This is a genomic window from Spongiibacter taiwanensis (genome assembly GCF_023702635.1).
In the GTDB taxonomy this organism is placed as follows: Bacteria; Pseudomonadota; Gammaproteobacteria; order Pseudomonadales; family Spongiibacteraceae; genus Spongiibacter; species Spongiibacter taiwanensis.
The window spans coordinates 744,609-763,137 of sequence record NZ_CP098455.1 but is presented as its reverse complement, the minus strand read 5'-3'; the positions used below and the strand labels follow the sequence as shown (position 1 = coordinate 763,137).

Annotated in this window: 19 protein-coding genes; 12 read left to right on the top strand and 7 right to left on the bottom strand. The window is 57.8% G+C overall.

Going from position 1 to position 18,529, the window contains the following annotated elements; all coding sequences use genetic code 11:
- The first annotated feature begins 39 nt into the window (after positions 1 to 39).
- From NCG89_RS03695 to NCG89_RS03680, 4 genes are all read left to right on the top strand, one after another.
- Entirely contained in the window at positions 40 to 1,074 is a 1,035-nt protein-coding gene (locus tag NCG89_RS03695) for an aminoglycoside phosphotransferase family protein (RefSeq protein ID WP_251088426.1), read from the top strand.
- Positions 1,075 to 1,079: 5 nt separating this feature from the next.
- On the top strand, positions 1,080 to 1,751 hold the full coding sequence (murU, locus tag NCG89_RS03690; RefSeq protein ID WP_432757888.1) for an N-acetylmuramate alpha-1-phosphate uridylyltransferase MurU: 672 nt from the start codon (positions 1,080 to 1,082) through the stop codon (positions 1,749 to 1,751).
- 68 nt (positions 1,752 to 1,819) lie between these two features.
- Positions 1,820 to 2,488 carry a ribulose-phosphate 3-epimerase gene (rpe, locus tag NCG89_RS03685; protein WP_251088424.1) on the top strand — a complete coding sequence of 223 codons (669 nt, stop codon included), beginning with the start codon at positions 1,820 to 1,822 and terminating at the stop codon, positions 2,486 to 2,488.
- Positions 2,485 to 3,174: a phosphoglycolate phosphatase gene (locus tag NCG89_RS03680; protein WP_251088423.1), complete on the top strand. Its 690-nt coding sequence runs from the start codon at positions 2,485 to 2,487 to the stop codon at positions 3,172 to 3,174. Before rpe ends, NCG89_RS03680 begins: the two co-directional genes overlap by 4 nt.
- 130 nt (positions 3,175 to 3,304) lie before the next feature.
- Here NCG89_RS03680 and NCG89_RS03675 read toward each other — a convergent pair whose 3' ends face one another.
- The 5 genes from NCG89_RS03675 to NCG89_RS03655 form a co-directional block, all read right to left on the bottom strand.
- The gene (locus NCG89_RS03675) at positions 3,305 to 5,473 is read right to left on the bottom strand and encodes a TonB-dependent receptor (protein WP_251088422.1); all 2,169 of its coding nucleotides are present in this window, start codon (positions 5,471 to 5,473) and stop codon (positions 3,305 to 3,307) included.
- A gap of 252 nt (positions 5,474 to 5,725) precedes the next feature.
- Positions 5,726 to 6,304 carry a DUF488 domain-containing protein gene (locus tag NCG89_RS03670; protein ID WP_251088421.1) on the bottom strand — a complete coding sequence of 193 codons (579 nt, stop codon included), beginning with the start codon at positions 6,302 to 6,304 and terminating at the stop codon, positions 5,726 to 5,728.
- A gap of 22 nt (positions 6,305 to 6,326) precedes the next feature.
- Complete coding sequence (locus NCG89_RS03665) at positions 6,327 to 6,995, bottom strand: anthranilate synthase component II (RefSeq protein ID WP_251088420.1); 669 nt, start codon at positions 6,993 to 6,995, stop codon at positions 6,327 to 6,329.
- Complete coding sequence (locus tag NCG89_RS03660; RefSeq protein WP_251088419.1) at positions 6,992 to 8,395, bottom strand: anthranilate synthase component I family protein; 1,404 nt, start codon at positions 8,393 to 8,395, stop codon at positions 6,992 to 6,994. Before NCG89_RS03660 ends, NCG89_RS03665 begins: the two co-directional genes overlap by 4 nt.
- Positions 8,396 to 8,412: 17 nt before the next feature.
- On the bottom strand, positions 8,413 to 8,682 hold the full coding sequence (locus NCG89_RS03655) for a Trp family transcriptional regulator (RefSeq protein ID WP_251088418.1): 270 nt from the start codon (positions 8,680 to 8,682) through the stop codon (positions 8,413 to 8,415).
- Positions 8,683 to 8,914: 232 nt separating this feature from the next.
- On the opposite strand from NCG89_RS03655, the gene NCG89_RS03650 reads away from it, so the two are divergent.
- The 5 genes from NCG89_RS03650 to NCG89_RS03630 all read left to right on the top strand — a co-directional run bounded on the left by NCG89_RS03650 (position 8,915) and on the right by NCG89_RS03630 (position 12,680).
- Positions 8,915 to 9,493, top strand: a complete 579-nt coding sequence (locus NCG89_RS03650; RefSeq protein WP_251088417.1) for an anthranilate synthase component II — start codon at positions 8,915 to 8,917, stop codon at positions 9,491 to 9,493.
- A 13-nt stretch (positions 9,494 to 9,506) separates the two neighbouring features.
- Positions 9,507 to 10,544, top strand: a complete 1,038-nt coding sequence (gene trpD / locus NCG89_RS03645; protein ID WP_251089331.1) for an anthranilate phosphoribosyltransferase — start codon at positions 9,507 to 9,509, stop codon at positions 10,542 to 10,544.
- Positions 10,544 to 11,350: an indole-3-glycerol phosphate synthase TrpC gene (gene trpC / locus NCG89_RS03640; protein WP_251088416.1), complete on the top strand. Its 807-nt coding sequence runs from the start codon at positions 10,544 to 10,546 to the stop codon at positions 11,348 to 11,350. The genes trpD and trpC overlap by 1 nt, the downstream gene beginning before the upstream one ends.
- A 245-nt stretch (positions 11,351 to 11,595) precedes the next feature.
- Positions 11,596 to 12,288, top strand: coding sequence for a P-loop NTPase family protein (locus NCG89_RS03635; protein ID WP_251088415.1), 693 nt, complete (start codon positions 11,596 to 11,598; stop codon positions 12,286 to 12,288).
- A gap of 59 nt (positions 12,289 to 12,347) precedes the next feature.
- Complete coding sequence (locus NCG89_RS03630; RefSeq protein ID WP_251088414.1) at positions 12,348 to 12,680, top strand: glutaredoxin family protein; 333 nt, start codon at positions 12,348 to 12,350, stop codon at positions 12,678 to 12,680.
- Positions 12,681 to 12,683: 3 nt separating this feature from the next.
- On the opposite strand, the gene NCG89_RS03625 is transcribed toward NCG89_RS03630, so the two are convergent.
- The gene (locus tag NCG89_RS03625; protein ID WP_251088413.1) at positions 12,684 to 13,703 is read right to left on the bottom strand and encodes an AraC family transcriptional regulator; all 1,020 of its coding nucleotides are present in this window, start codon (positions 13,701 to 13,703) and stop codon (positions 12,684 to 12,686) included.
- A gap of 238 nt (positions 13,704 to 13,941) precedes the next feature.
- Between NCG89_RS03625 and NCG89_RS03620 the strand changes: the two genes are divergently transcribed.
- The 3 genes from NCG89_RS03620 (at position 13,942) to eda (ending at position 16,708) form a co-directional block, all read left to right on the top strand.
- Positions 13,942 to 15,048 carry an S-(hydroxymethyl)glutathione dehydrogenase/class III alcohol dehydrogenase gene (locus tag NCG89_RS03620; RefSeq protein WP_251088412.1) on the top strand — a complete coding sequence of 369 codons (1,107 nt, stop codon included), beginning with the start codon at positions 13,942 to 13,944 and terminating at the stop codon, positions 15,046 to 15,048.
- Between the two features lie 12 nt (positions 15,049 to 15,060).
- Entirely contained in the window at positions 15,061 to 15,900 is an 840-nt protein-coding gene (gene fghA / locus NCG89_RS03615) for an S-formylglutathione hydrolase (protein WP_251088411.1), read from the top strand.
- A gap of 184 nt (positions 15,901 to 16,084) precedes the next feature.
- Positions 16,085 to 16,708 carry a bifunctional 4-hydroxy-2-oxoglutarate aldolase/2-dehydro-3-deoxy-phosphogluconate aldolase gene (gene eda, locus NCG89_RS03610; RefSeq protein ID WP_251088410.1) on the top strand — a complete coding sequence of 208 codons (624 nt, stop codon included), beginning with the start codon at positions 16,085 to 16,087 and terminating at the stop codon, positions 16,706 to 16,708.
- Between the two features lie 8 nt (positions 16,709 to 16,716).
- Here eda and edd read toward each other — a convergent pair whose 3' ends face one another.
- Positions 16,717 to 18,528 (bottom strand): phosphogluconate dehydratase, encoded by a 1,812-nt coding sequence (gene edd, locus NCG89_RS03605; protein ID WP_251088409.1) that lies wholly within the window; start codon positions 18,526 to 18,528, stop codon positions 16,717 to 16,719.
- Position 18,529 lies beyond the last annotated feature (1 nt).

Genomic DNA, 18,529 nt, shown 5'->3' with positions numbered 1-18,529 from the left:
CGCCTGTATCGCGAAAAGCTGAGAAATCCCCGCCCTGTCATGAGTGCCTTAACATCCGAGTTGTTACAGTGGTGCCTGAGCGCCCTGGCGCTGCCTGCCGATCAAGCCGCCAGTGAGCTGACGGTAGTTTCCGGGGATGCCAGTTTCCGCTGCTATTACCGCCTGCAACTCAACGATGGTGGCAGCGTGATTGCCGTACACGCGCCGCCAGACAAAGAAGACAATGAGTCCTTCGCCCGCGTTCAAGCCCTCCTTCACAGCCACGGTGGCCGGGTACCGGCGCTGCTTGCCTGGGATCGGCCGCGGGGCTTTCTGCTTCAGGAAGACTTTGGCGATCAATTGCTGCTGCCGCTGCTGACTGACCTTGACGCCGCCAATCATTACTACCGTCAGGCGATGGCGCTGCTATTGCCAGTGCAGGGCATTGGCCTCAAGGCTGCCCAGTTGCCGGAGTACGACCAGCCGCGCCTGCGCAACGAAATGCGGTTGTTCCCCCAGTGGTTTATTGAAGGCTTGCTCGACTACCGCCTGAGCGCGTCTGAAACCGCCTTGCTCAGTGGCGTATTTGCCCAATTGGAGCGCTCGGCGCTGGACCAACCCCAAGTGCTGGTGCACCGGGATTTTCACAGCCGAAATATCATGTGCCTGGCCGGCGGCCAGCTTGGCATGATCGACTTTCAGGATGCGGTGCGAGGGCCGGCGACCTACGACCTGGTTTCCCTGCTGCGAGATTGTTATGTCGCCTGGCCGCCCTCCCAGGTCCAGCAATGGGCGTTGGAATACCGGACGATGGCCCAGTCTGCAGGGGTCTTGCCCGCCATGACTGAGGCTGACTTTCTCCAGGCCTTTGATTGGATGGGCTTGCAGCGCCATATCAAGGTGCTGGGCATTTTTGCGCGGCTTAAATTGCGCGACGGCAAAACGGCTTACCTTAAAGATCTTCCCCTGGTGATGGCTTATACCCTGAGTGTGGCCCGGCGATACCCTGTGTTTGGCGATTTTGTCAGCTGGTTTGAGGATCGTCTTCTGCCACTGGCCCGCAGCCAGGACTGGTATCGGGATGTTCGCCTGTGAAAGCGATGATTCTGGCGGCGGGTCTTGGCACCCGGATGCGCCCCCTGACCGACCACTGCCCAAAACCGCTGCTCAAAGCGGGGGGCAAACCCCTGATCGATTTTCATCTGGAGAAACTGGCAGCGGCAGGTTTTGATGAGGTGGTGGTGAATTGTTCCTGGTTGGCCGACCAGTTGCTGGCCTATCTCGACAATGGCGACCGTTACGGCCTGCGGCTGACCCTGTCCCGGGAAGATGAGCCCCTGGAAACCGCCGGCGGCATTATCAAGGCCCTGGATCACCTGGGTGACGAGCCCTTCTTACTGGTTAATGGCGATATTTGGACGGACTACGATTTTTCCCGGCTTTTCGGTTTGCAGACCGAGGGCGCACACTTGGTGTTGATCGACAATCCGCCCCATCACCCGAGCGGTGACTTTCATCTCAGCGGCGCGGGACAAGTGAATGAAAGTGGCGAGGGCCCCCGGTATACCTATGCCGGGCTCAGTGTCTGGCATCCCCGTTGTTTTGCCGGCTTTTCTCAGGGTCGCCGGGCGCTGAAGCCATTAATGCAACAGACAATGGCATTGGGGCGGCTCTCTGGTGAACGTTTTGGCGGCCACTGGTGGGATATCGGCACCCCCGAGCGCCTCGCTGCGCTGGACCTGTTTTTACGCAGCGCCGGCCTGGACAGCTGAATCGCTCCCGGCATTCACGTAAAATGGCGGCGGCTCACCCTTCAGACGACTAACTCGCAGGAAATACCATGGCTGATTACTGGATTGCTCCCTCCATTTTGTCCGCAGACTTTGCCCGCCTGGGCGAGGAAGTCGATACCGTATTGGAGGCGGGGGCCGACATTGTGCATTTCGACGTCATGGACAATCACTACGTGCCCAACCTCACCATTGGGCCCATGTTGTGCAAGGCCCTGCGCAAGCACGGTGTAAAAGCGCCGATTGATGTGCACCTGATGGTCAGCCCCGTTGATCGCCTGATCGGCGACTTTGCCGAGGCCGGTGCCAGCATCATTACCTTTCATCCCGATGCGTCCATTCACGTTGACCGCTCCCTGCAGATGATCCGCGATGCGGGTTGCAAGGCAGGGCTAGTGCTCAATCCTGCGGTGGGCCCTGAGGTGTTGAAATACGTGATGGACAAGCTGGATATGGTGCTGCTGATGTCGGTGAACCCCGGCTTTGGTGGGCAGAGCTTTATCCCATCAACCCTGGACAAGGTCAAAGAAGTGCGGGCCATGATTAATGCCAGCGGTTTTGATATTCGCTTGGAAGTGGACGGCGGGATTTCCGCCAAGAACATCGCCGATGTCGCCGCCGCCGGTGCCGATACTTTTGTGGCCGGCTCAGCGATCTTTAATCAGGACGATTACAGCGCCGTGATCGAGCAGATGCGCGCCCAACTGGCCAAGGTATGACCCGTCTCGCCGAACTGCTCAAGGGCCGCGAATTAAAGGCCTTGCTGTTTGATCTCGATGGCACATTGATCGACAGCGTGCCTGACATTGCCGCCGCCGTTGATCGCGCGCTGGCGGCGAACGCTTATCCGCCTGCCGGCGAAGCCAAAATTCGCCAGTGGGTGGGTAACGGTGCGCGTAAGCTGGTTGAGCGCGCAGCAGCCAATGCGCTGGAAGTGGCCGAGGGTGCCGCCCCCGACGCGGTAGTGGAAGCACTGCTTGCCAGTTTTTTCGATTTTTACGGCAAAGCCTCCTGTGTAAAAACCTGCCTCTATCCCGGTGTGTTGGAAGCCCTTGAATACTGGCAACGACAGGGCATCGCCATGGCCTGCGTCACCAATAAGCCCGAACGCTTCAGTCGGGATATATTGATTGGCCTGGAACTCGATGGCCTCCTGCCGGTGCTGGTGGGCGGTGATACCTTGCCCCAGCGCAAACCCGACCCGGCGCAACTGTATCTCGCCTGTGAACAACTGGGTGTGGCCGTGGAAAACACGGTGATGGTGGGGGATTCGCGCAATGATATCGATGCCGCCAGGGCGGCGGGGATGCCGGTCGCCTGTGTGAGCTACGGTTACAATCACGGTGCGCCGGTGGCTGAGGCCAATCCTGACCTGTTGGTTGATCACTTCGCCGATTTGTTCTGATTGCGCTGTCCAGTGATGTTTTTCGGCCACCGGTCCAGGTGAGCTGCCTGGACCGGTGGCTGTCGCTGAAACTGAGAAGCAAACTGGGCGCTTGCCCCTTGTTTCTTAGGGCAAAGGGGTTCCAGTGCTCCTAAAACCACACAGTCAGCTCAACGCCAAAACGGCGGGGGTAGGGCACGGTGGTGAATTTGGTCATGGTGGTCGGGTCAATCTGCAGGCCGGTTTCGGTGTCGTTGTCGGTCAGGTTTTTGACATAGAAGGCGATTTCATAGCTTTCATCGGCAGATAAAAACGCGACCCGCGCCCCGGCGTCCCAGAATTCATCCACCTGATACACGGGGTCATTGGTGGCGGAAAAGTGCTGCTCGGCCACATTCACCGCGTCAATATGGAAGGTCAAGGTGCCTGCATCGCCTAGGGGCTGGCGATAATCCACAGCAAAGTTAACGGTATATTCCGGCGCCTCAATCAACTCGTTTCCCGACAGGTCTTCACCGTTGAGCACCAGCTCCTCATATTCGGTATCCAGCAGGCCCAGGCCAACACTGAGCGTGAGTTTGTCGGTGGCCTGGTAGCGGGTTTCCAGCTCCAGCCCCACAATGGCGGATTCCCCGGCGTTGACCAACTGCTGCTGACCAATACCGGCCACATTCTGGAACTGCTGGTCGGTGAAGTCGTAGTAGAACACCGCGCCGTTGAGTGTCAGGCGGCGGTCCAGCCATTGGGATTTGATGCCCACTTCGTAGGACCGCAACTTTTCCGGATCGGCGACGGTCAGCTCGTCGGGGGAGGACAGTGCCCCGCCGTTGATGGCGCTGCTGCGGTAACCGTAAACAAACTGGCCGTACACCATCAACTCGTCGGTGAAATATTTCTGCAGGCCCAATCGGCCAGTGGGCTCCTCGTCGTGATAGGTAAGATCGCCTTGGGGAGGAATGCTGGGGTTTACCTGAAAATCCTCCAGACTGCCTTTGTCGTCGGTGTAGCGCAACCCGCCATAGAGCTGGTAGCCGTTGCCAAAATCGTAAGTGCCGTCGGCGTAGATGGCGTAGGACTCCCGATATTGGGTGTAGCGCTGATCCAGGGTGACGCCGGCCAGGGGGATCTCCTGAAACAGGTTGTAAACTGTGTTTACATCAACTTTATCTTCGAAGTAGTACAGGCCCGCAATCCAGTTAAAGGGACCGCCGTGGTTGGACGACAGCCGCAGGTCCTGGCCCATCTCCCGATTTTTGGCGCCAAAATCAATGTGCAACAGGTTCTGGGCGGTGCCGTCACCGTCGGCCTCATTGAGAAATTCCCCTTCCAGGAAGGAGGTGATGGAGGTCAGGGTCAGTTCGCCAATATCTTTGTTAATGGTCAGGTAGCCGCCGTCGCCCCGGACTTTGATCCGGCCGCCTCGGTCGCTGGCCAGTTCATCGGTGCCCATCGGGCGACCGTTATTGGGGTTGGTGCGGGGATTGACGCCCAGGGCGTTGGTGCCACCAGGTCCGGTGCCGTAGGTGATGGCGCCGATGGCCTGCGGGTCGCTTTTGTTTTGGAACAGCCGCAGGGTAGCGTCCAGATCATTCTGTTTATACCCCAGGGTCAACCGGGCCGCCTGGCGGTCAATATCTGACATGTCCTCGCCCCCGGGGTTGACATTTTTTATGTAGGGGTCGGACTTGGCGCCGGTGTAGGCCAGTCGCGCACTGAAGCGGTCTTCCACAATGGGGAACTCGCCAATAGTCTGGATTTCCCGGTAATTTTCCGTGCCGTAGCCGACGGTGAGCGAGCCCTCTTGTTCAAAACTGGGGGCCTTGGATATCACGTTAATGGCCCCGGCCGTGGTGTTTTTGCCAAACAGGGTGCCCTGGGGGCCCCGCAGCACTTCGATGCGTTCAATATCAAAAATCTGGGCCCCGCCCAGGTAGGACGCACCAATATAAACTTCGTCGTAGAAGACCCCGGTAGGGGAGATGGCATTGAGGTTAAACTCAGCGGTGGATACCCCCCGCATGGAAAACTTGGGTTGGGATTCATCCCCCAGCACCGACACTCTCAGGTTTGGGGTCTGGCGGGCGATTTCGGTGCCGCTGTCCATATTGGCGTTGCGCAGCAGCTGATCGTCCAGCACTGTCTCGGAAATGGGGACATCCTGGAGGCGCTGGTCCCGCTTTTGGGCCGATACGATAACCTCTTCTACCGGGTACTGACTGGGTGCGTTGTCTTTGCCTTGAGCAATACCCGGCGACGGGGCAAACAGTGTCAGCAGAGCGGGGGTGGCAGTAGCGAAAAAACGATGAAATGTTCTACTCATATCCGCAATCCTTGTGGTTGAGTGACGGTTTGAGCAGGTCGACGCACTGCGTGTCAGTGGCGGCCCGCCCGGATACCGCTGCGTTATCATTGTTGATGCAGCGTCACGACCTGAGTGTAGCGAGATTTTTGGGGTTTGCAGTGGTTTAAAAAGTAAAAAAAGATGATTTGCGAAATAATTGCCAAGGCATATCCGAGCATCTGTGTCATAGATTGATTGCGAGGTGAGGGAGGGGGCGAAGTGACTGATTGCTCACGGGCGCCGGTAAGCAAAGCGTTTGCTGTGCGCCCTCCATGCCATTTTCTCGCACTCGCAGGCAGGAGTGAGCATATCCGGCACAATGCGGTTCTCGGTGACGAGCCGCTGGCGCAATACGCTCTGGCTTTCCAACTCACCGCCGTGGCAGATGTGCTGGACTTCCAGTTGTTGTCGATCCAACAGGTACTCGCTAATCAATAAACTGCGATGGCACACGGCGGGGTCTTTTTCTGCGCAGAGCAGTGCGATTTGCAGGCCTTTGTCCAGACCGGTGGTAAGCCGCCTGATCCCCTGTTGAAACAGCGCCGATTGCTGCAGCCGCTCAAATTGCACTTGCCCGCTGCTGTCGTAGTGTTCCGGGTTCTTTGAGCGGGGCCCGAGCTCCTCACCCAAATACACGTAGTGAATGCCGCAAGCTTTCAAGCTGCTGGCAAGGGCGGGCTGATGAAAATCGAAAAAGGCCTTGCTGTAGGGCACTGAGCGAACATCTGCCACAGCAGTGATGTTGTGTTGCTCAAGCTGCTGCAGGAAGGCGCTCAGGTCTTTGGTGGCATAGCCAATCGAGTACAACATGGTGAATGCTTGCAGCGCGACCTCAGGCCGCGCAGGAAAACAGGAAATTACTGATCAGTTCCTTGCCCCCTTCGGTAGCGAAGGATTCGGGGTGAAACTGAATGCCGTGGATGGGGTAGTCCTTGTGCTGGATGCCCATAATCTCAAAGTTGCCGCCCTGGCGAAGCCGGTCGAGATCGTCAAAGCTGTCCCGTGGGTAGTCGCCGACGAGGGCTGTCAGCGTCAGGCAGTCGGGGAAGCTTTCCGCTTCGGCCATCAGCGAGTGGTAGCGCATCACTTCCAACTGGTCGGGAATGTTGGTGAACATGCCGCTGTTGGTGTGGGTGATCGGGCTGATTTTGCCGTGCATCGGCAGCGGGGCTTTCACCACCTTGCCGCCAAATACATGGACAATGCCCTGCATGCCCAAGCATACCCCGAGCAGGGGAATCCGCTTACCCAGCTCGCCGATCACCTGGGCGCACACACCAAAATAATGCTCGTCATCGGGGGAGCCCGGGCCGGGCGAAATAATAATGCGATCGGGAGCCATCGCGTCGATGTCTGCCAGGCTCAGCTCGTCGTTGCGCTTCACAATCAGGGTGAATTCACTCACTTCGCCACGGTTTTTTGCACTGGTGAGAATCTCGCCAATGTACTGGTATAGGTTGTAGGTGAAGGAGTCGTAATTGTCGATAATCAGTACTTTCACGCTTGCGACCCCTTTGCATCAGTTACCATAAATTTGTCTAACACCTTCTTTGTGCCGGCAAACTTGCGTCGAATTTCCTCCCATTCATCGTCGGGGTTGGAGTCGTAGACATTGCCGCCGCAGGTTTGCACGTAAGCCTGTTCACCGCTGGCAAACACCGTGCGGATCGGGATGGCAAAGGTGCAATCGCCATTGAAGGCAAAGTGACCCACCGCGCCGCCGTAGGGGCCGCGACCTTCGCCCTCCAGCTCATTGATGATTTTCATGGCTTCGATTTTAGGAGCGCCGGTAAGGGTGCCCGCAGGGAAGTTGCTGGCCAGGGCAGAAAACATATCCTGGTCTTCAGCGATAATGCCAACTATCTCGCTGGATATGTGCTGTACGTGGCTAAACCGTTTGATGTCCATCAGGCTGCGCACCTTGACCGTGCCGAACTGGGCCACCCGGCCAATGTCATTGCGGTGCAGATCGACGATCATATTGTGCTCGGCGATTTCCTTGGGATCGTTCAGCAACGCCCGGGCCAGCGCAGTGTCTTCTTTGGGGTCGGCTCCGCGGCGGGTGGTGCCGGCCAGGGGGAAGGTTTCCATTTCGCCCTGACGCAGGCGGAACAGTAGCTCCGGACTGGCGCCAATTAATTTTTGCTCGCCAAATTTCACGTAATACATTTGCGGAGAAGGGTTAATCTCGCGCATTTGTTCGTAGATGTTGATGGTGTCGCCAACCAGGCGAAAGCGCTTCTTAAAGCCCACCTCGGTCTGAAAAATTTTGCCGTCGATAATGTCCTGCTTGACCTTGAGCACCGCTGCGCGGTGATCTTCACGACTCATGGTTTCACCCAGCGGGGTGATTTGCAGCTCGCCGTTGACCGGCTCCGGTGCGGCCATCAGGGACTCAATCTCTTGCAGGCGGCTGTCGTCGTAGTGGAAATAGATCACCTCGCCGGTCATCTTGTCGAGAATCAGACCGTCCTTGAACAGGCCAAAGCGAAAGGCGTCAAACATCTCGCTGGCACAGATGTTCAGACTGGGTTCAAAGTAATTCATTGCGTCATAGCCCAGGTAACCGGTCAGACCGCCAGCGTATTTTCGCGAGATAATGTTCTGGGGCATGATCTGCCGGAGCAGGGCGTAAGGGTTGTCGCTGGGGTAGTCCACCCGGTCGCCATTGCGCTGTTCAATGGTCAAGGTATTGCCGTTGGCGTAGATCAACTGCTCGGGGTCAAAGCCAATAATGGAATGCCGGGCCATGTGGCTGTCTTCACCCAGGGACTCCAGGTAAAAGCAGTTGTCGAAGCGCTTCTCGATCTTCTTAAACAGACTGAAAAAATCGCAGTCGGCGGTGAGGGTGATGTAGTGGGGTTTGCGCGGCAATTGCAGGCGCGGGGGCTGCTGGCTCATAGAAACTCTTATTTAACTCAATTCGTATTGTGTTTGGTGTCGCTTTTCAGGGCGCGGGAGCCCCGGGTCACAGTGGCAATGCCTACCCCCAGTTGCTCGGCAATTTGGCGCTGGGGAAGGCCGGCCTCGAGCAGCCTGAATATCTGCAGTCGCTTGCTCACTTCGCTGAACTCAGAGGGAGTGAGTAAATCGCTCAGTAAGTCCTCCAGCGTCTGGGGGTCTTTGGCCGAGAAAAGGTGCTCAACCAAATCCTGCCGGTAGTGCTGATCCTTGTCTTTTTCAGGCATATAACGAGCTTAACTGGGAGGCTGGCTTGCCAGCCGTACTAATGTACTAGTACACTATCACATATTCGGCCTAGGTCAATACGATAGCTCAGATTTATTTCTGGGCCGCGATAGGCGGATTGGGGCCGTCGCGATTGGCTGGGTTTGTGCGCGGCCTTTGCGTACAATGCCGGGCCTTACCCAGACGGAATCGCCGCGCGGGTCTGGCGTCAGAGGGGAGCAGGCAACAGCGATGCTGTTGATGATCGATAATCACGATTCTTTTACCTACAACGTCGTTCAGTATTTTATCGAGCTGGGCGCGTCGGTTGAGGTGCGCTTCAGTGACGGTATTACTCTGGCGGATATCGAGGCGCTGGCACCGAGCCATATTGTGATTTCTCCCGGCCCTTGCACACCCAATGAGGCTGGCGTGTCAGTGGCGGCGATTCGCCATTTTGCTGGTCGCGTGCCGATACTGGGCGTTTGCCTGGGCCACCAGAGTATCGGCCAAGCCTTTGGTGGCCAAGTGGTACGAGCCCGGCAGGTGATGCACGGCAAGACCTCGGCGATCTATCATCAGAATAAAGGGGTGTTTCGCGGTTTGAACAACCCGCTGACCGCGACCCGTTATCATTCGCTGGTGGTTGATCGGGCAAGCCTGCCCGACTGCCTGGAAGTCACGGCCTGGACACAAACCGCTGCGGGGCAGGTTGACGAAATTATGGGGATTCGCCATACCTCACTGGATGTTGAGGGAGTGCAGTTTCACCCGGAGTCGATCCTGTCTGAGCAGGGCCACGAGCTATTTCGAAACTTTTTGGAGCGCTGACATGAGTGAGAGCATGGACATCAAGACCGCCCTGGGTCGGGTGATTGAGCAGCAAAGCCTGACCACCGTCGAAATGAGCGATGTGATGCGCAGCATCATGACCGGCCAGTGCAGCGATGCCCAAATCGGTGCTTTCCTGGTGGCACTGCGCATGAAGAGCGAGTCGCTGGACGAGATCGAAGGTGCCGCCCGGGTCATGCGTGAGCTGGCTACCCCGGTAGCGCTGGGTGGCTTGGACCATGTGGTGGATATTGTCGGCACCGGCGGTGATGGCGCAAATTTGTTTAACGTGTCCACCGCCAGCAGTTTTGTGGTTGCGGCGGCCGGCGGCCATGTGGCCAAGCATGGCAATCGCTCGGTGTCCTCCAAAAGCGGCAGTGCCGATCTGCTCGAGACGGCAGGCATTAATTTAAACCTGACACCAGAGCAGGTGGCCCGCTGCATTAGTGAGGTTGGCGTGGGCTTTATGTTTGCGGTGAATCATCACAGCGCCATGAAGCATGCCATTGGCCCGCGCAAGGAGATTGCCCAGCGCACTCTGTTTAATATTCTCGGGCCGCTGACTAACCCGGCCGGTGCACCCAACCTGCTGCTGGGGGTGTTTAACGGCGCTCTGTGTCGGCCGTTGGCCGAAGTGCTCAAGCGCCTGGGGGCCCGCCATGTGATGGTGGTGCACTCCAAGGATGGTCTGGATGAAATCAGTCTGGCGACCGAGACCCAGGTTGCCGAACTAAAGAACGGGGAAATCACCGAGTACACCATAACGCCGGAGTCGGTGGGTATCGCCAGTCAGTCCCTGGTGGGGCTGGATGTGCAGGACAGCGATGCCTCCCTCGCGCTGATTCGCGACGCCCTGGGCAAGCGCGAAACACCAGCGGGGCAGAAGGCCGCAGAGATGGTTGCACTGAATGCCGGCGCCGCGCTCTATGTTGCGGGGGTGGCGGCCACCCTCAAGCAGGGTGTCAGTTTGGCGGAGGATATTATTCAAGTCGGCGCTGCCCTCGAGAAAATGAGTGAGTTGTCGGTTTTCAGTCAGGGGTTTGCAAATTAATGGCAGTACCAACCATTTTAGAGAACATCGTTGAGCGCAAGTGGCAGGAAGTTGCCCAGCGCAGTGCCGTGGTCAGCTCAGATGAGCTGCAGGATCGGGCCGCCAAGCTCGATCCGCCCCGGGGTTTCGTCAAGGCCATGACCACCAGGGTGGCCAAGGGTGAGGCGGCGGTCATTGCCGAAATAAAAAAGGCCTCGCCGTCCAAGGGCGTGATTCGCGCAGATTTTAATCCGGCAGAGATTGCCAAGAGCTATGAAGCGGGCGGCGCAGCGTGTCTCTCAGTACTGACCGACGCCGACTTTTTTCAGGGGCACGAAGCCTATCTGCAAGAGGCGCGAGCAGTGTGCAGCCTGCCGGTGATTCGTAAGGATTTCATCGTTGCGCCTTATCAAGTCTACGAGGCCAGAGCCATTGGTGCCGATTGCATTTTGCTGATCGCCGCTTGCCTGAGCGACTCGCGCATGTACGGCTTGAATGAGCTGGCCCGGGAGTTGGGGATGGACGTGTTGATTGAAGTCCACAATGAGGAGGAACTCAGCCGGGCGCTACCGCTGGGGAATAAGCTGATTGGGATAAACAACCGCAATCTGCACACCTTTGAAACCTCTCTGGATACCACCTTTGATCTGCTCGACAAAATTGGCTCGGAATACCTGGTGGTAACCGAGAGCGGCATCCACGACCGCGCCGACGTTGAGGCCATGCGCCTGCACGGTGTTCACAGCTTTCTGGTGGGTGAGACGTTTATGCGTGCCCCCCAACCGGGAGAGAAACTGGCCGAGCTGTTTTTCAGCGAGGGTGATTAATCTTCATCCGGGTCTCCGCCGCGAGGCGGGGACGCAGCGGCGTGCATTGGCTAGATCCTGCGCGATTTGTGGCGCTGGGTGGCTGTCTTTTTTGACCTTTATTAAAAAATCCGATCGAAGTCCTTTTTTGCAACAATCTTCGGGGTAATCTTCCGTTCTTTGGTCTGATGAGCGTTCAGTCGAGCGGTCACGGATGTGCTTACCAACGGGGCCTTTTGCCTCTTTCTTAATGTCATGGAGTTGATATGCGCTCATTGAATTTTATTGGTGGCGAAAAGGGTGGTGTGGGCAAATCGGTGTTAGCGCGGGTAATTGCGCAATACTTTATCGATCGCGAGCGGCCCTTCATCGGTTTTGATACCGACCGTTCTCACCAGTCTCTGCGGCGTTTCTATGCCGACTACGCCAGCGCTACCGTGGTCGACAGCTACGAGGGCCTGGATGCAATTGCCGAAGGTCTTGCTGAGGACGAGGAGTGTTCTGCCCTGGTGGACCTGGCAGCCCAGACCTTTACCCCTCTGGCGAGCTGGATTCACGACTCCGATTTGCTTGGCGTATTGGAAGAATTATCCGTCGCCGTGAATTTCTGGCATGTCATGGACGGCAGCGGCGAGTCTGTGGCGCTGCTGGAATCCCTGTTCGACACCTACGGCGAATCAGTCAATTATGTGCTGGTCTTTAATCAGGGCCGGGCGTCAGATTTCTCGATCTTTGCGCAGTCACCGCTCAAGGCCAGGGCCGAGTCTCTCGGCGCTGTGATGATCGAGTTGCCAAAGCTGCACGAGGCGTCGATGCGTAAAATTGATCTGCATAACACCAGCTTCTGGGCAGCGGTCAATGTGAAGGCATCGGGGAAAGAAGGGCTTGGCTTGCTTGAACGCCAGCGGGTCAAGGTCTGGCTGCAGAAGGCCTACGAGAACCTCGATCAGGTCCTCTGACATCGCGGTGCCCGGTGTTAACGTACAATTGAGTCTTGTTGGTTGATGCTGGCCCTCTGATGAAAAAATTGCTCCTTGTCGCCCTCGTTTTTATTTTGGTTCAGAAATGGGGAGCGATCACCGCCTACTTCAATCCGCCGCCGGACTTCAGTCAGCTGCACAGCGAACCGGTGGTGATGTACGCCACCGAGTGGTGTGGCTATTGCGCCCAGGCCCGGGAGTTTCTTGCCCAGCACAATGTGCCGTACTTTGAATACGACATTGAGACCTCCGAGGAGGGAATGCGTCAGTACAAAGCGATTGGGCGACGGGGCGTACCGGTAATGCTGGTGAATGGCGAGGTGGTGCAGGGCTACCGCCCTGACAAAATGGCTGAACTGTTGGGCCTCTGACGATTACATTCGCTGACGATAGTTTTGCGGCGGTACGCCGGTCCAACCTTTAAATGCGCGAGTGAAGGCGCTGGTTTCCGAGAAGCCGGCGCGCAGGGCGATCTGCTCAATAGAAAGGTTGGATTTGCCCAGCAAATACAGCGCAGTATCCCGGCGGCACTGGGTTTTCAGATCGTTGTAGGTGGTGCCCTCCTGGGCCAGACGGCGGCGCAGGGTCTGGGGATGCAGCCCCACCCGGTCGGCGATATCTTCCACACTGGGCGAATCCATCAGGTTGCGGTTGAGAATACTGCGCACCTGGGTTGACCAGCTCATTTGACGGTACTGCTGAATCAGCAGCACCAGATTCGGATGCTGCAGAAAGCGGCGCAGGGACTGTTCATTTTGCGCCAGGGGCAGCTCGGTGAGGCTGCGGTGAAAAATCAGGCAGCAGCGAGATTTGTTGAAGTACACCGGCTGACCCAAAAACAGATGGCGATAGTCCTCGGCATGATCCGGTGCCGGATAACTCAACTCGGCCGCTGTCAGTGGCAAATGCTGCTTCACCAGCCAGCTGGCAAAACGGTGGGCGTTGAACATCATGTGCTCCCAGGCATAGATCTGCAGGGGAGAGGTGATCTTGCCGGGGGAGAACACCAACCTCGCCTCATCGCCCTCTAATTCCAGGCTCGGCTGAATTCCAAACTCAAACATCTGATAAAAACGGCAAAAGCGCGACAGCGCGTGGCCGAGACTGGTGCAGTGGATCACTGCGTGACACATATTGCCCCAGGTGCCCATCAGGTAGCGCTGGGGCGTGTATCCCAGGCCCTCATCATTGAGGGACTCCATCACCAGTGCCTGGAGCTTGCCGAATTTCACCGCCGAGATGCGGGCCTGGGCGTTGTGCTGCAATTCGGGGGGCAGGCCACATTGCTGCATCAGGGCGTCCGCGCTAAGCCCCGCGTCGTTGACATTGGCAAGAATGGCGCGGACAAAATAATTGGAGATGGAGATGCTGCGCATGGACGCAAAACTGCTCATGGTCCGCCTTTTTGTTGTTTGGGTCTGCTGGGCCGATAAGAGTTGGGCATTATACGCTGCACCGGGGGCGCTGCGGAAATTGGTGACGGTTGGAAAATGACTGTCGCCGGACTTTCGGATAAATGCCAACTCGGTATGATCGCCGGATTTAGTAGCGGGAAAGCCATTCTCTGCTAGCCTGAAAACGGGGGCAGCCTTTCGGCCAAGGCCCTAATTTTTCACAACGGGAGTATCATCGATGAAAACGCGAGCTGCGGTCGCTTTTGGCGCTGGAAAACCACTGGAAATTTGCGATGTGGATTTGGAAGGCCCCCGCGCCGGCGAGGTAATGGTGGAACTGCGTGCCACCGGCGTGTGTCACACCGATGCCTTTACCCTGTCTGGGGATGATCCAGAGGGCGCCTTTCCCACCATTCTCGGTCACGAAGGCGCTGGCGTCGTGGTAGAAGTGGGTGAGGGGGTGAAATCGGTTAAACCCGGTGATCATGTTATTCCCCTGTATACCCCGGAATGTCGCGAGTGCGATTACTGCCTGCACCCGCGGACCAATTTGTGTCAGGCCATTCGCGGCACCCAGGGCAAGGGCGTCATGCCCGACGGCCACAGCCGTTTCTCACTCGACGGCAAATCGCTGTTGCACTACATGGGTTGCTCAACGTTCTCCAATTTCACCGTACTGCCCGAAATCGCCGTGGCCAAAATTCGCGAAGATGCGCCCTTTGACAAGGTGTGCTACATCGGCTGCGGGGTGACCACGGGGGTAGGTGCCGTTGCGTTTACCATGAAGGTGGAGCCCGGTGCGACGGTCGCGGTATTCGGTTTGGGCGGTATCGGGTTGAACGTTATTCAGGGCGCGAAAATGGTCGGCGCGGGCCGCATCATCGGCATTGATATCAACCCCAGTAAGGTGGAATTGGCCCAGCGCTTTGGCATGACCGACTTTATCAACCCCAAAGAGGTCGACAATGTGGTGGATGCCATTATCGACCTGACCCGAGGCGGGGTGGATTACAGCTTTGAGTGCATCGGCAATGTGGATGTCATGCGCCAGGCCCTGGAGTGTTGTCACAAAGGCTGGGGGCAAAGCTGTATTGTTGGCGTCGCTGGCGCGGGCAAAGAGATTGCAACCCGGCCCTTCCAACTGGTTACCGGTCGTACCTGGAAGGGCACCGCCTTTGGCGGCGCCCGGGGACGGACCGACGTACCAAAAATCGTCGATTGGTATATGGAAGGGCGGCTGAAGATCGACGAGCTGATTACCCACACCATGCCGCTGGATGACATCAATAAGGCCTTTGACCTGATGCATTCAGGCGAAAGCATTCGCTCGGTGATCAAGTATTAATTGGGAGGCTAAATGGAACAGCTAGCCAATCAGCGTTGCTTTGGCGGTCAGCAGCAGCGCTATCGCCATCGTTCATCGGTGCTCGACTGTGAGATGACTTTCTCAGTGTTTTTGCCGCCTCAGGCCGATGCCGGCGCACCGGTGCCCGTGTTGTACTGGTTATCGGGGCTGACCTGCACGGACGAAAACTTTGTGACCAAGGCCGGTGCCCAGCGGGCCGCCGCGGCCCACGGCGTTGCCATTGTGGCGCCGGACACCAGCCCCCGGGGTGACGATGTGGCGGACGACCCCGAGGGAGCCTATGACTTTGGTCTGGGGGCCGGGTTTTATGTGGATGCCACCCAAGCGCCGTATGCGGCGCACTACAAGATGTATTCCTACATTCTTGAGGAGTTGCCAGCGCTGATTGCCGGGCACTTCCCGGTGGACGGTGAGCGGACTTCGATTTTTGGGCACAGCATGGGCGGTCACGGCGCCCTGACCCTCGCCCTGAAGAACCCGGGCCGATTCAAGTCAGTGTCGGCTTTTGCTCCGATATGTTCGCCCACGCGGTGCCCCTGGGGCGAGAAGGCCCTGGCCGGATACTTGGGGGAGGACCGAGATCAATGGGCGGCCCACGATGCGAGCCTGCTGCTGGCTGCGGCCAGCGAACGGCTGCCCATGCGGGTTGAACAGGGTGGGGCGGATAATTTTTTAGCCGAGCAGCTGCGCCCGGAGTTGCTGCAAGCGGCGGCAGCCTCCCGGGACTATCCCTTGGATTATCGCGAGCACCCGGGCTATGACCATAGCTATTTCTTTATCGCCAGCTTTATCGATGAGCATATTGCCTTTCACGCAAGCCATTTAAAATAACGCGGTAGCGCCGAGGACGTGGCCGAGAACCTCGGTCACGTTCATTTTTTTCATTCCAGGTGCACCCACGCTTTCATAGCGCCATCACCCCGATTATTCCTCACTAATTTCCCCGCGCCATTGAATCTGCCTGGCAGGCTGCGCACAATGAGTTTTCACGCAGGCAAGCAATTGAGGAGTGGTGATGAAGGATGCCCTTTCAGTGTTGAAGCAGTCCGCCCCTGTTATGCCGGTGGCAGCCTTCAAATCGATGGATCACGCAGCGGCCTGCGCCGACCTGTTTGCCGAGGCGGGGGTGCCCGCCGTTGAGGTCACCCTTCGCCACCCCGATGCCTGGCAGATGATCAAGCTGTTTAAAGAGCGCATGCCTGGCGCGTCGATTGGGGTGGGCACTGTGGTGAATCGTCGGCAGATGCTCAGAGCCATGGATGAGGCCGATTTTGTCATCAGCCCCGGCTTTTCCAGCGAGTTGTCGGCGATGGCCCGCAAGACCTTGACCACTTACATTCCTGGCATTGCCACCGCGACGGAGTTGATGGCGGCCATGGCAGAAGAGCACTCGGTCTTTAAGTTGTTTCCAGCCTCAGCCATTGGTGGGGTCAAGTTATTGAAAGCCCTTGCCGGCCCCTTTCCCGATGCAGTGTTCTGCCCCACTGGCGGTATCTCCGTAGAGGATTATCAGGACTATCTGGCCCTGGATTGTGTGCACTGCGTGGGTGGCTCCTGGATTGTGCCCAGCGAGCAGGCACTGAAAGAGGAGCGGGCCGCCTACCTGACCATGCTCCAGTCGCTGTACGCCAAGCCCTAGATCTTGAGTTAACCGTAAAAGGTCGCCGCGCCCTGTTCAGGGGTGCCGGCGTTGGCCCGCATCACGGCAAATAAATCCCGACCAAAGCCATCGTGATAATGGCTTAAATCGATGCTGGCAGCAGTGCGCGCCGACAGCTCGTCGCTATTCAAGGCAACATTGAGGGTGCCTGCTTCCGCGTCGAGGCGCAGCATATCGCCGGTCTGCAGGCGGGCAATTGGGCCGCCGTCGACAGCCTCGGGGTAGAGGTGAATGGCGGCAGGCACTTTGCCAGACGCACCTGACATGCGCCCGTCTGTAATCAGGGCGACTTTGTAGCCCCGCTCCTGCAATACACCGAGGTAGGGCGTTAATTTATGCAGCTCGGGCATGCCGTTAGCGCGCGGGCCCTGAAAGCGCACTACCGCGATAAAGTCCTTTTCCAGCTCGCCAGCTTCAAAAGCGATTTTGATTGCCTCCTGGCTGTCAAATACCACCGCAGGCGCTTCGATAATCCGCTGCTCGGGTTTGACGGCCGAGACTTTAATAATGCTGCGGCCCAGGTTGCCGGTTAGCAGGCGCATGCCGCCATCGGGCGCAAAGGGGGCTTCGGTGCCGCGCAGCACCGTTTCATCTTCACTGACCATACTCGCCGGTGTCCACACCAGGGAGTTGCCCTCTAGCGAGGGAAGCTGCGCATAGTGATCCAGGCCCTTACCCCACATGGTATTCACATCCCGGTGGAGCAGGCCGGCCGCCAGCAATTGATGGATGATAAAGGCGGTGCCGCCGGCGGCATGGAAATGATTCACGTCGGCGGTGCCGTTGGGATAGATTCGACACAGCAGCGGCGTTGCCCGGGACAGATCTTCAAAGTCGTGCCAGTCCACTTCAATGCCAGCGGCCCTGGCAATGGCGATCCAGTGAATGCTGTGGTTGGTGGAGCCGCCGGTCGCCATCAAGGTAACAATGGCGTTAACAATGCTGCGCTCATCCACCACGTCACACAGGGGCGTGTAATTTGGTCCCAGGTCAGTGATTTTGCAAACCCGCTCGGCGGCGGCTTCGGTGAGCTTTTGGCGCAGCAGATTGTTGGGCGGCACAAAGGCATTGCCGGGTACGTGCAGGCCCATCGCCTCCATCAGCATCTGATTACTGTTGGCCGTGCCGTAAAAGGTGCAGGTGCCTTCGCTGTGATAACTGCTGGCCTCGGCCTCCAGTAGCTCTTCCTTGCCGACTTTGCCCTCGGCAAACAATTGCCGAATGCGCGCCTTTTCATCGTTGGGCAGCCCTGAGGCCATGGGGCCGCCAGGCACCATAATGACTGGCAAGTGGCCAAAGCTCAGTGCGCCGATCAACAGGCCGGGGATGATCTTGTCGCACACGCCAAGACACAGCGCGGCATCAAACATGTTGTGGCTCAGGGCAATTGCAGTACCCATGGCAATGTTGTCGCGACTGAACAGGCTGAGCTCCATGCCCTCCATGCCCTGGGTGACACCGTCGCACATCGCGGGAACACCGCCGGCCACCTGGGCTGTGCAACCCATGCTGGCCGCGGTTTGGCGAATCAGCTCGGGGTAGTCTTCCAGGGGTTTGTGGGCCGACAGCATGTCGTTGTAGGCGGTGACAATGCCGATATTGGCCGCCTCCTCCAGACGAATGCGCCCCTTGTCGTTCTCCCCGCAAGCGGCAAAGCCGTGGGCCAGATTACTGCAGGACAAATGGCCCCGCTGTGGGCCCCGGCGACGCATGGCCTGGCATTTGTCGAGGTAGGCGCGGCGACTCTGTTGGCTGCGCTGGCGAATGCGTTCAGTAACGCGATCAACGACGGGATGCATA

Coding starts and splice junctions, on each gene's coding strand:
- NCG89_RS03695 (WP_251088426.1), top strand. CDS start 40: ATGAGTGCCTTAACATCCGAGTTGTTACAGTGGTGCCTGAGCGCCCTG.
- murU (WP_432757888.1), top strand. CDS start 1,080: ATGATTCTGGCGGCGGGTCTTGGCACCCGGATGCGCCCCCTGACCGAC.
- rpe (WP_251088424.1), top strand. CDS start 1,820: ATGGCTGATTACTGGATTGCTCCCTCCATTTTGTCCGCAGACTTTGCC.
- NCG89_RS03680 (WP_251088423.1), top strand. CDS start 2,485: ATGACCCGTCTCGCCGAACTGCTCAAGGGCCGCGAATTAAAGGCCTTG.
- NCG89_RS03675 (WP_251088422.1), bottom strand. CDS start 5,473: ATGAGTAGAACATTTCATCGTTTTTTCGCTACTGCCACCCCCGCTCTG.
- NCG89_RS03670 (WP_251088421.1), bottom strand. CDS start 6,304: ATGTTGTACTCGATTGGCTATGCCACCAAAGACCTGAGCGCCTTCCTG.
- NCG89_RS03660 (WP_251088419.1), bottom strand. CDS start 8,395: ATGAGCCAGCAGCCCCCGCGCCTGCAATTGCCGCGCAAACCCCACTAC.
- NCG89_RS03655 (WP_251088418.1), bottom strand. CDS start 8,682: ATGCCTGAAAAAGACAAGGATCAGCACTACCGGCAGGATTTGGTTGAG.
- NCG89_RS03650 (WP_251088417.1), top strand. CDS start 8,915: ATGCTGTTGATGATCGATAATCACGATTCTTTTACCTACAACGTCGTT.
- trpD (WP_251089331.1), top strand. CDS start 9,507: ATGGACATCAAGACCGCCCTGGGTCGGGTGATTGAGCAGCAAAGCCTG.
- trpC (WP_251088416.1), top strand. CDS start 10,544: ATGGCAGTACCAACCATTTTAGAGAACATCGTTGAGCGCAAGTGGCAG.
- NCG89_RS03635 (WP_251088415.1), top strand. CDS start 11,596: ATGCGCTCATTGAATTTTATTGGTGGCGAAAAGGGTGGTGTGGGCAAA.
- NCG89_RS03630 (WP_251088414.1), top strand. CDS start 12,348: ATGAAAAAATTGCTCCTTGTCGCCCTCGTTTTTATTTTGGTTCAGAAA.
- NCG89_RS03625 (WP_251088413.1), bottom strand. CDS start 13,703: ATGAGCAGTTTTGCGTCCATGCGCAGCATCTCCATCTCCAATTATTTT.
- NCG89_RS03620 (WP_251088412.1), top strand. CDS start 13,942: ATGAAAACGCGAGCTGCGGTCGCTTTTGGCGCTGGAAAACCACTGGAA.
- fghA (WP_251088411.1), top strand. CDS start 15,061: ATGGAACAGCTAGCCAATCAGCGTTGCTTTGGCGGTCAGCAGCAGCGC.
- eda (WP_251088410.1), top strand. CDS start 16,085: ATGAAGGATGCCCTTTCAGTGTTGAAGCAGTCCGCCCCTGTTATGCCG.
- edd (WP_251088409.1), bottom strand. CDS start 18,528: ATGCATCCCGTCGTTGATCGCGTTACTGAACGCATTCGCCAGCGCAGC.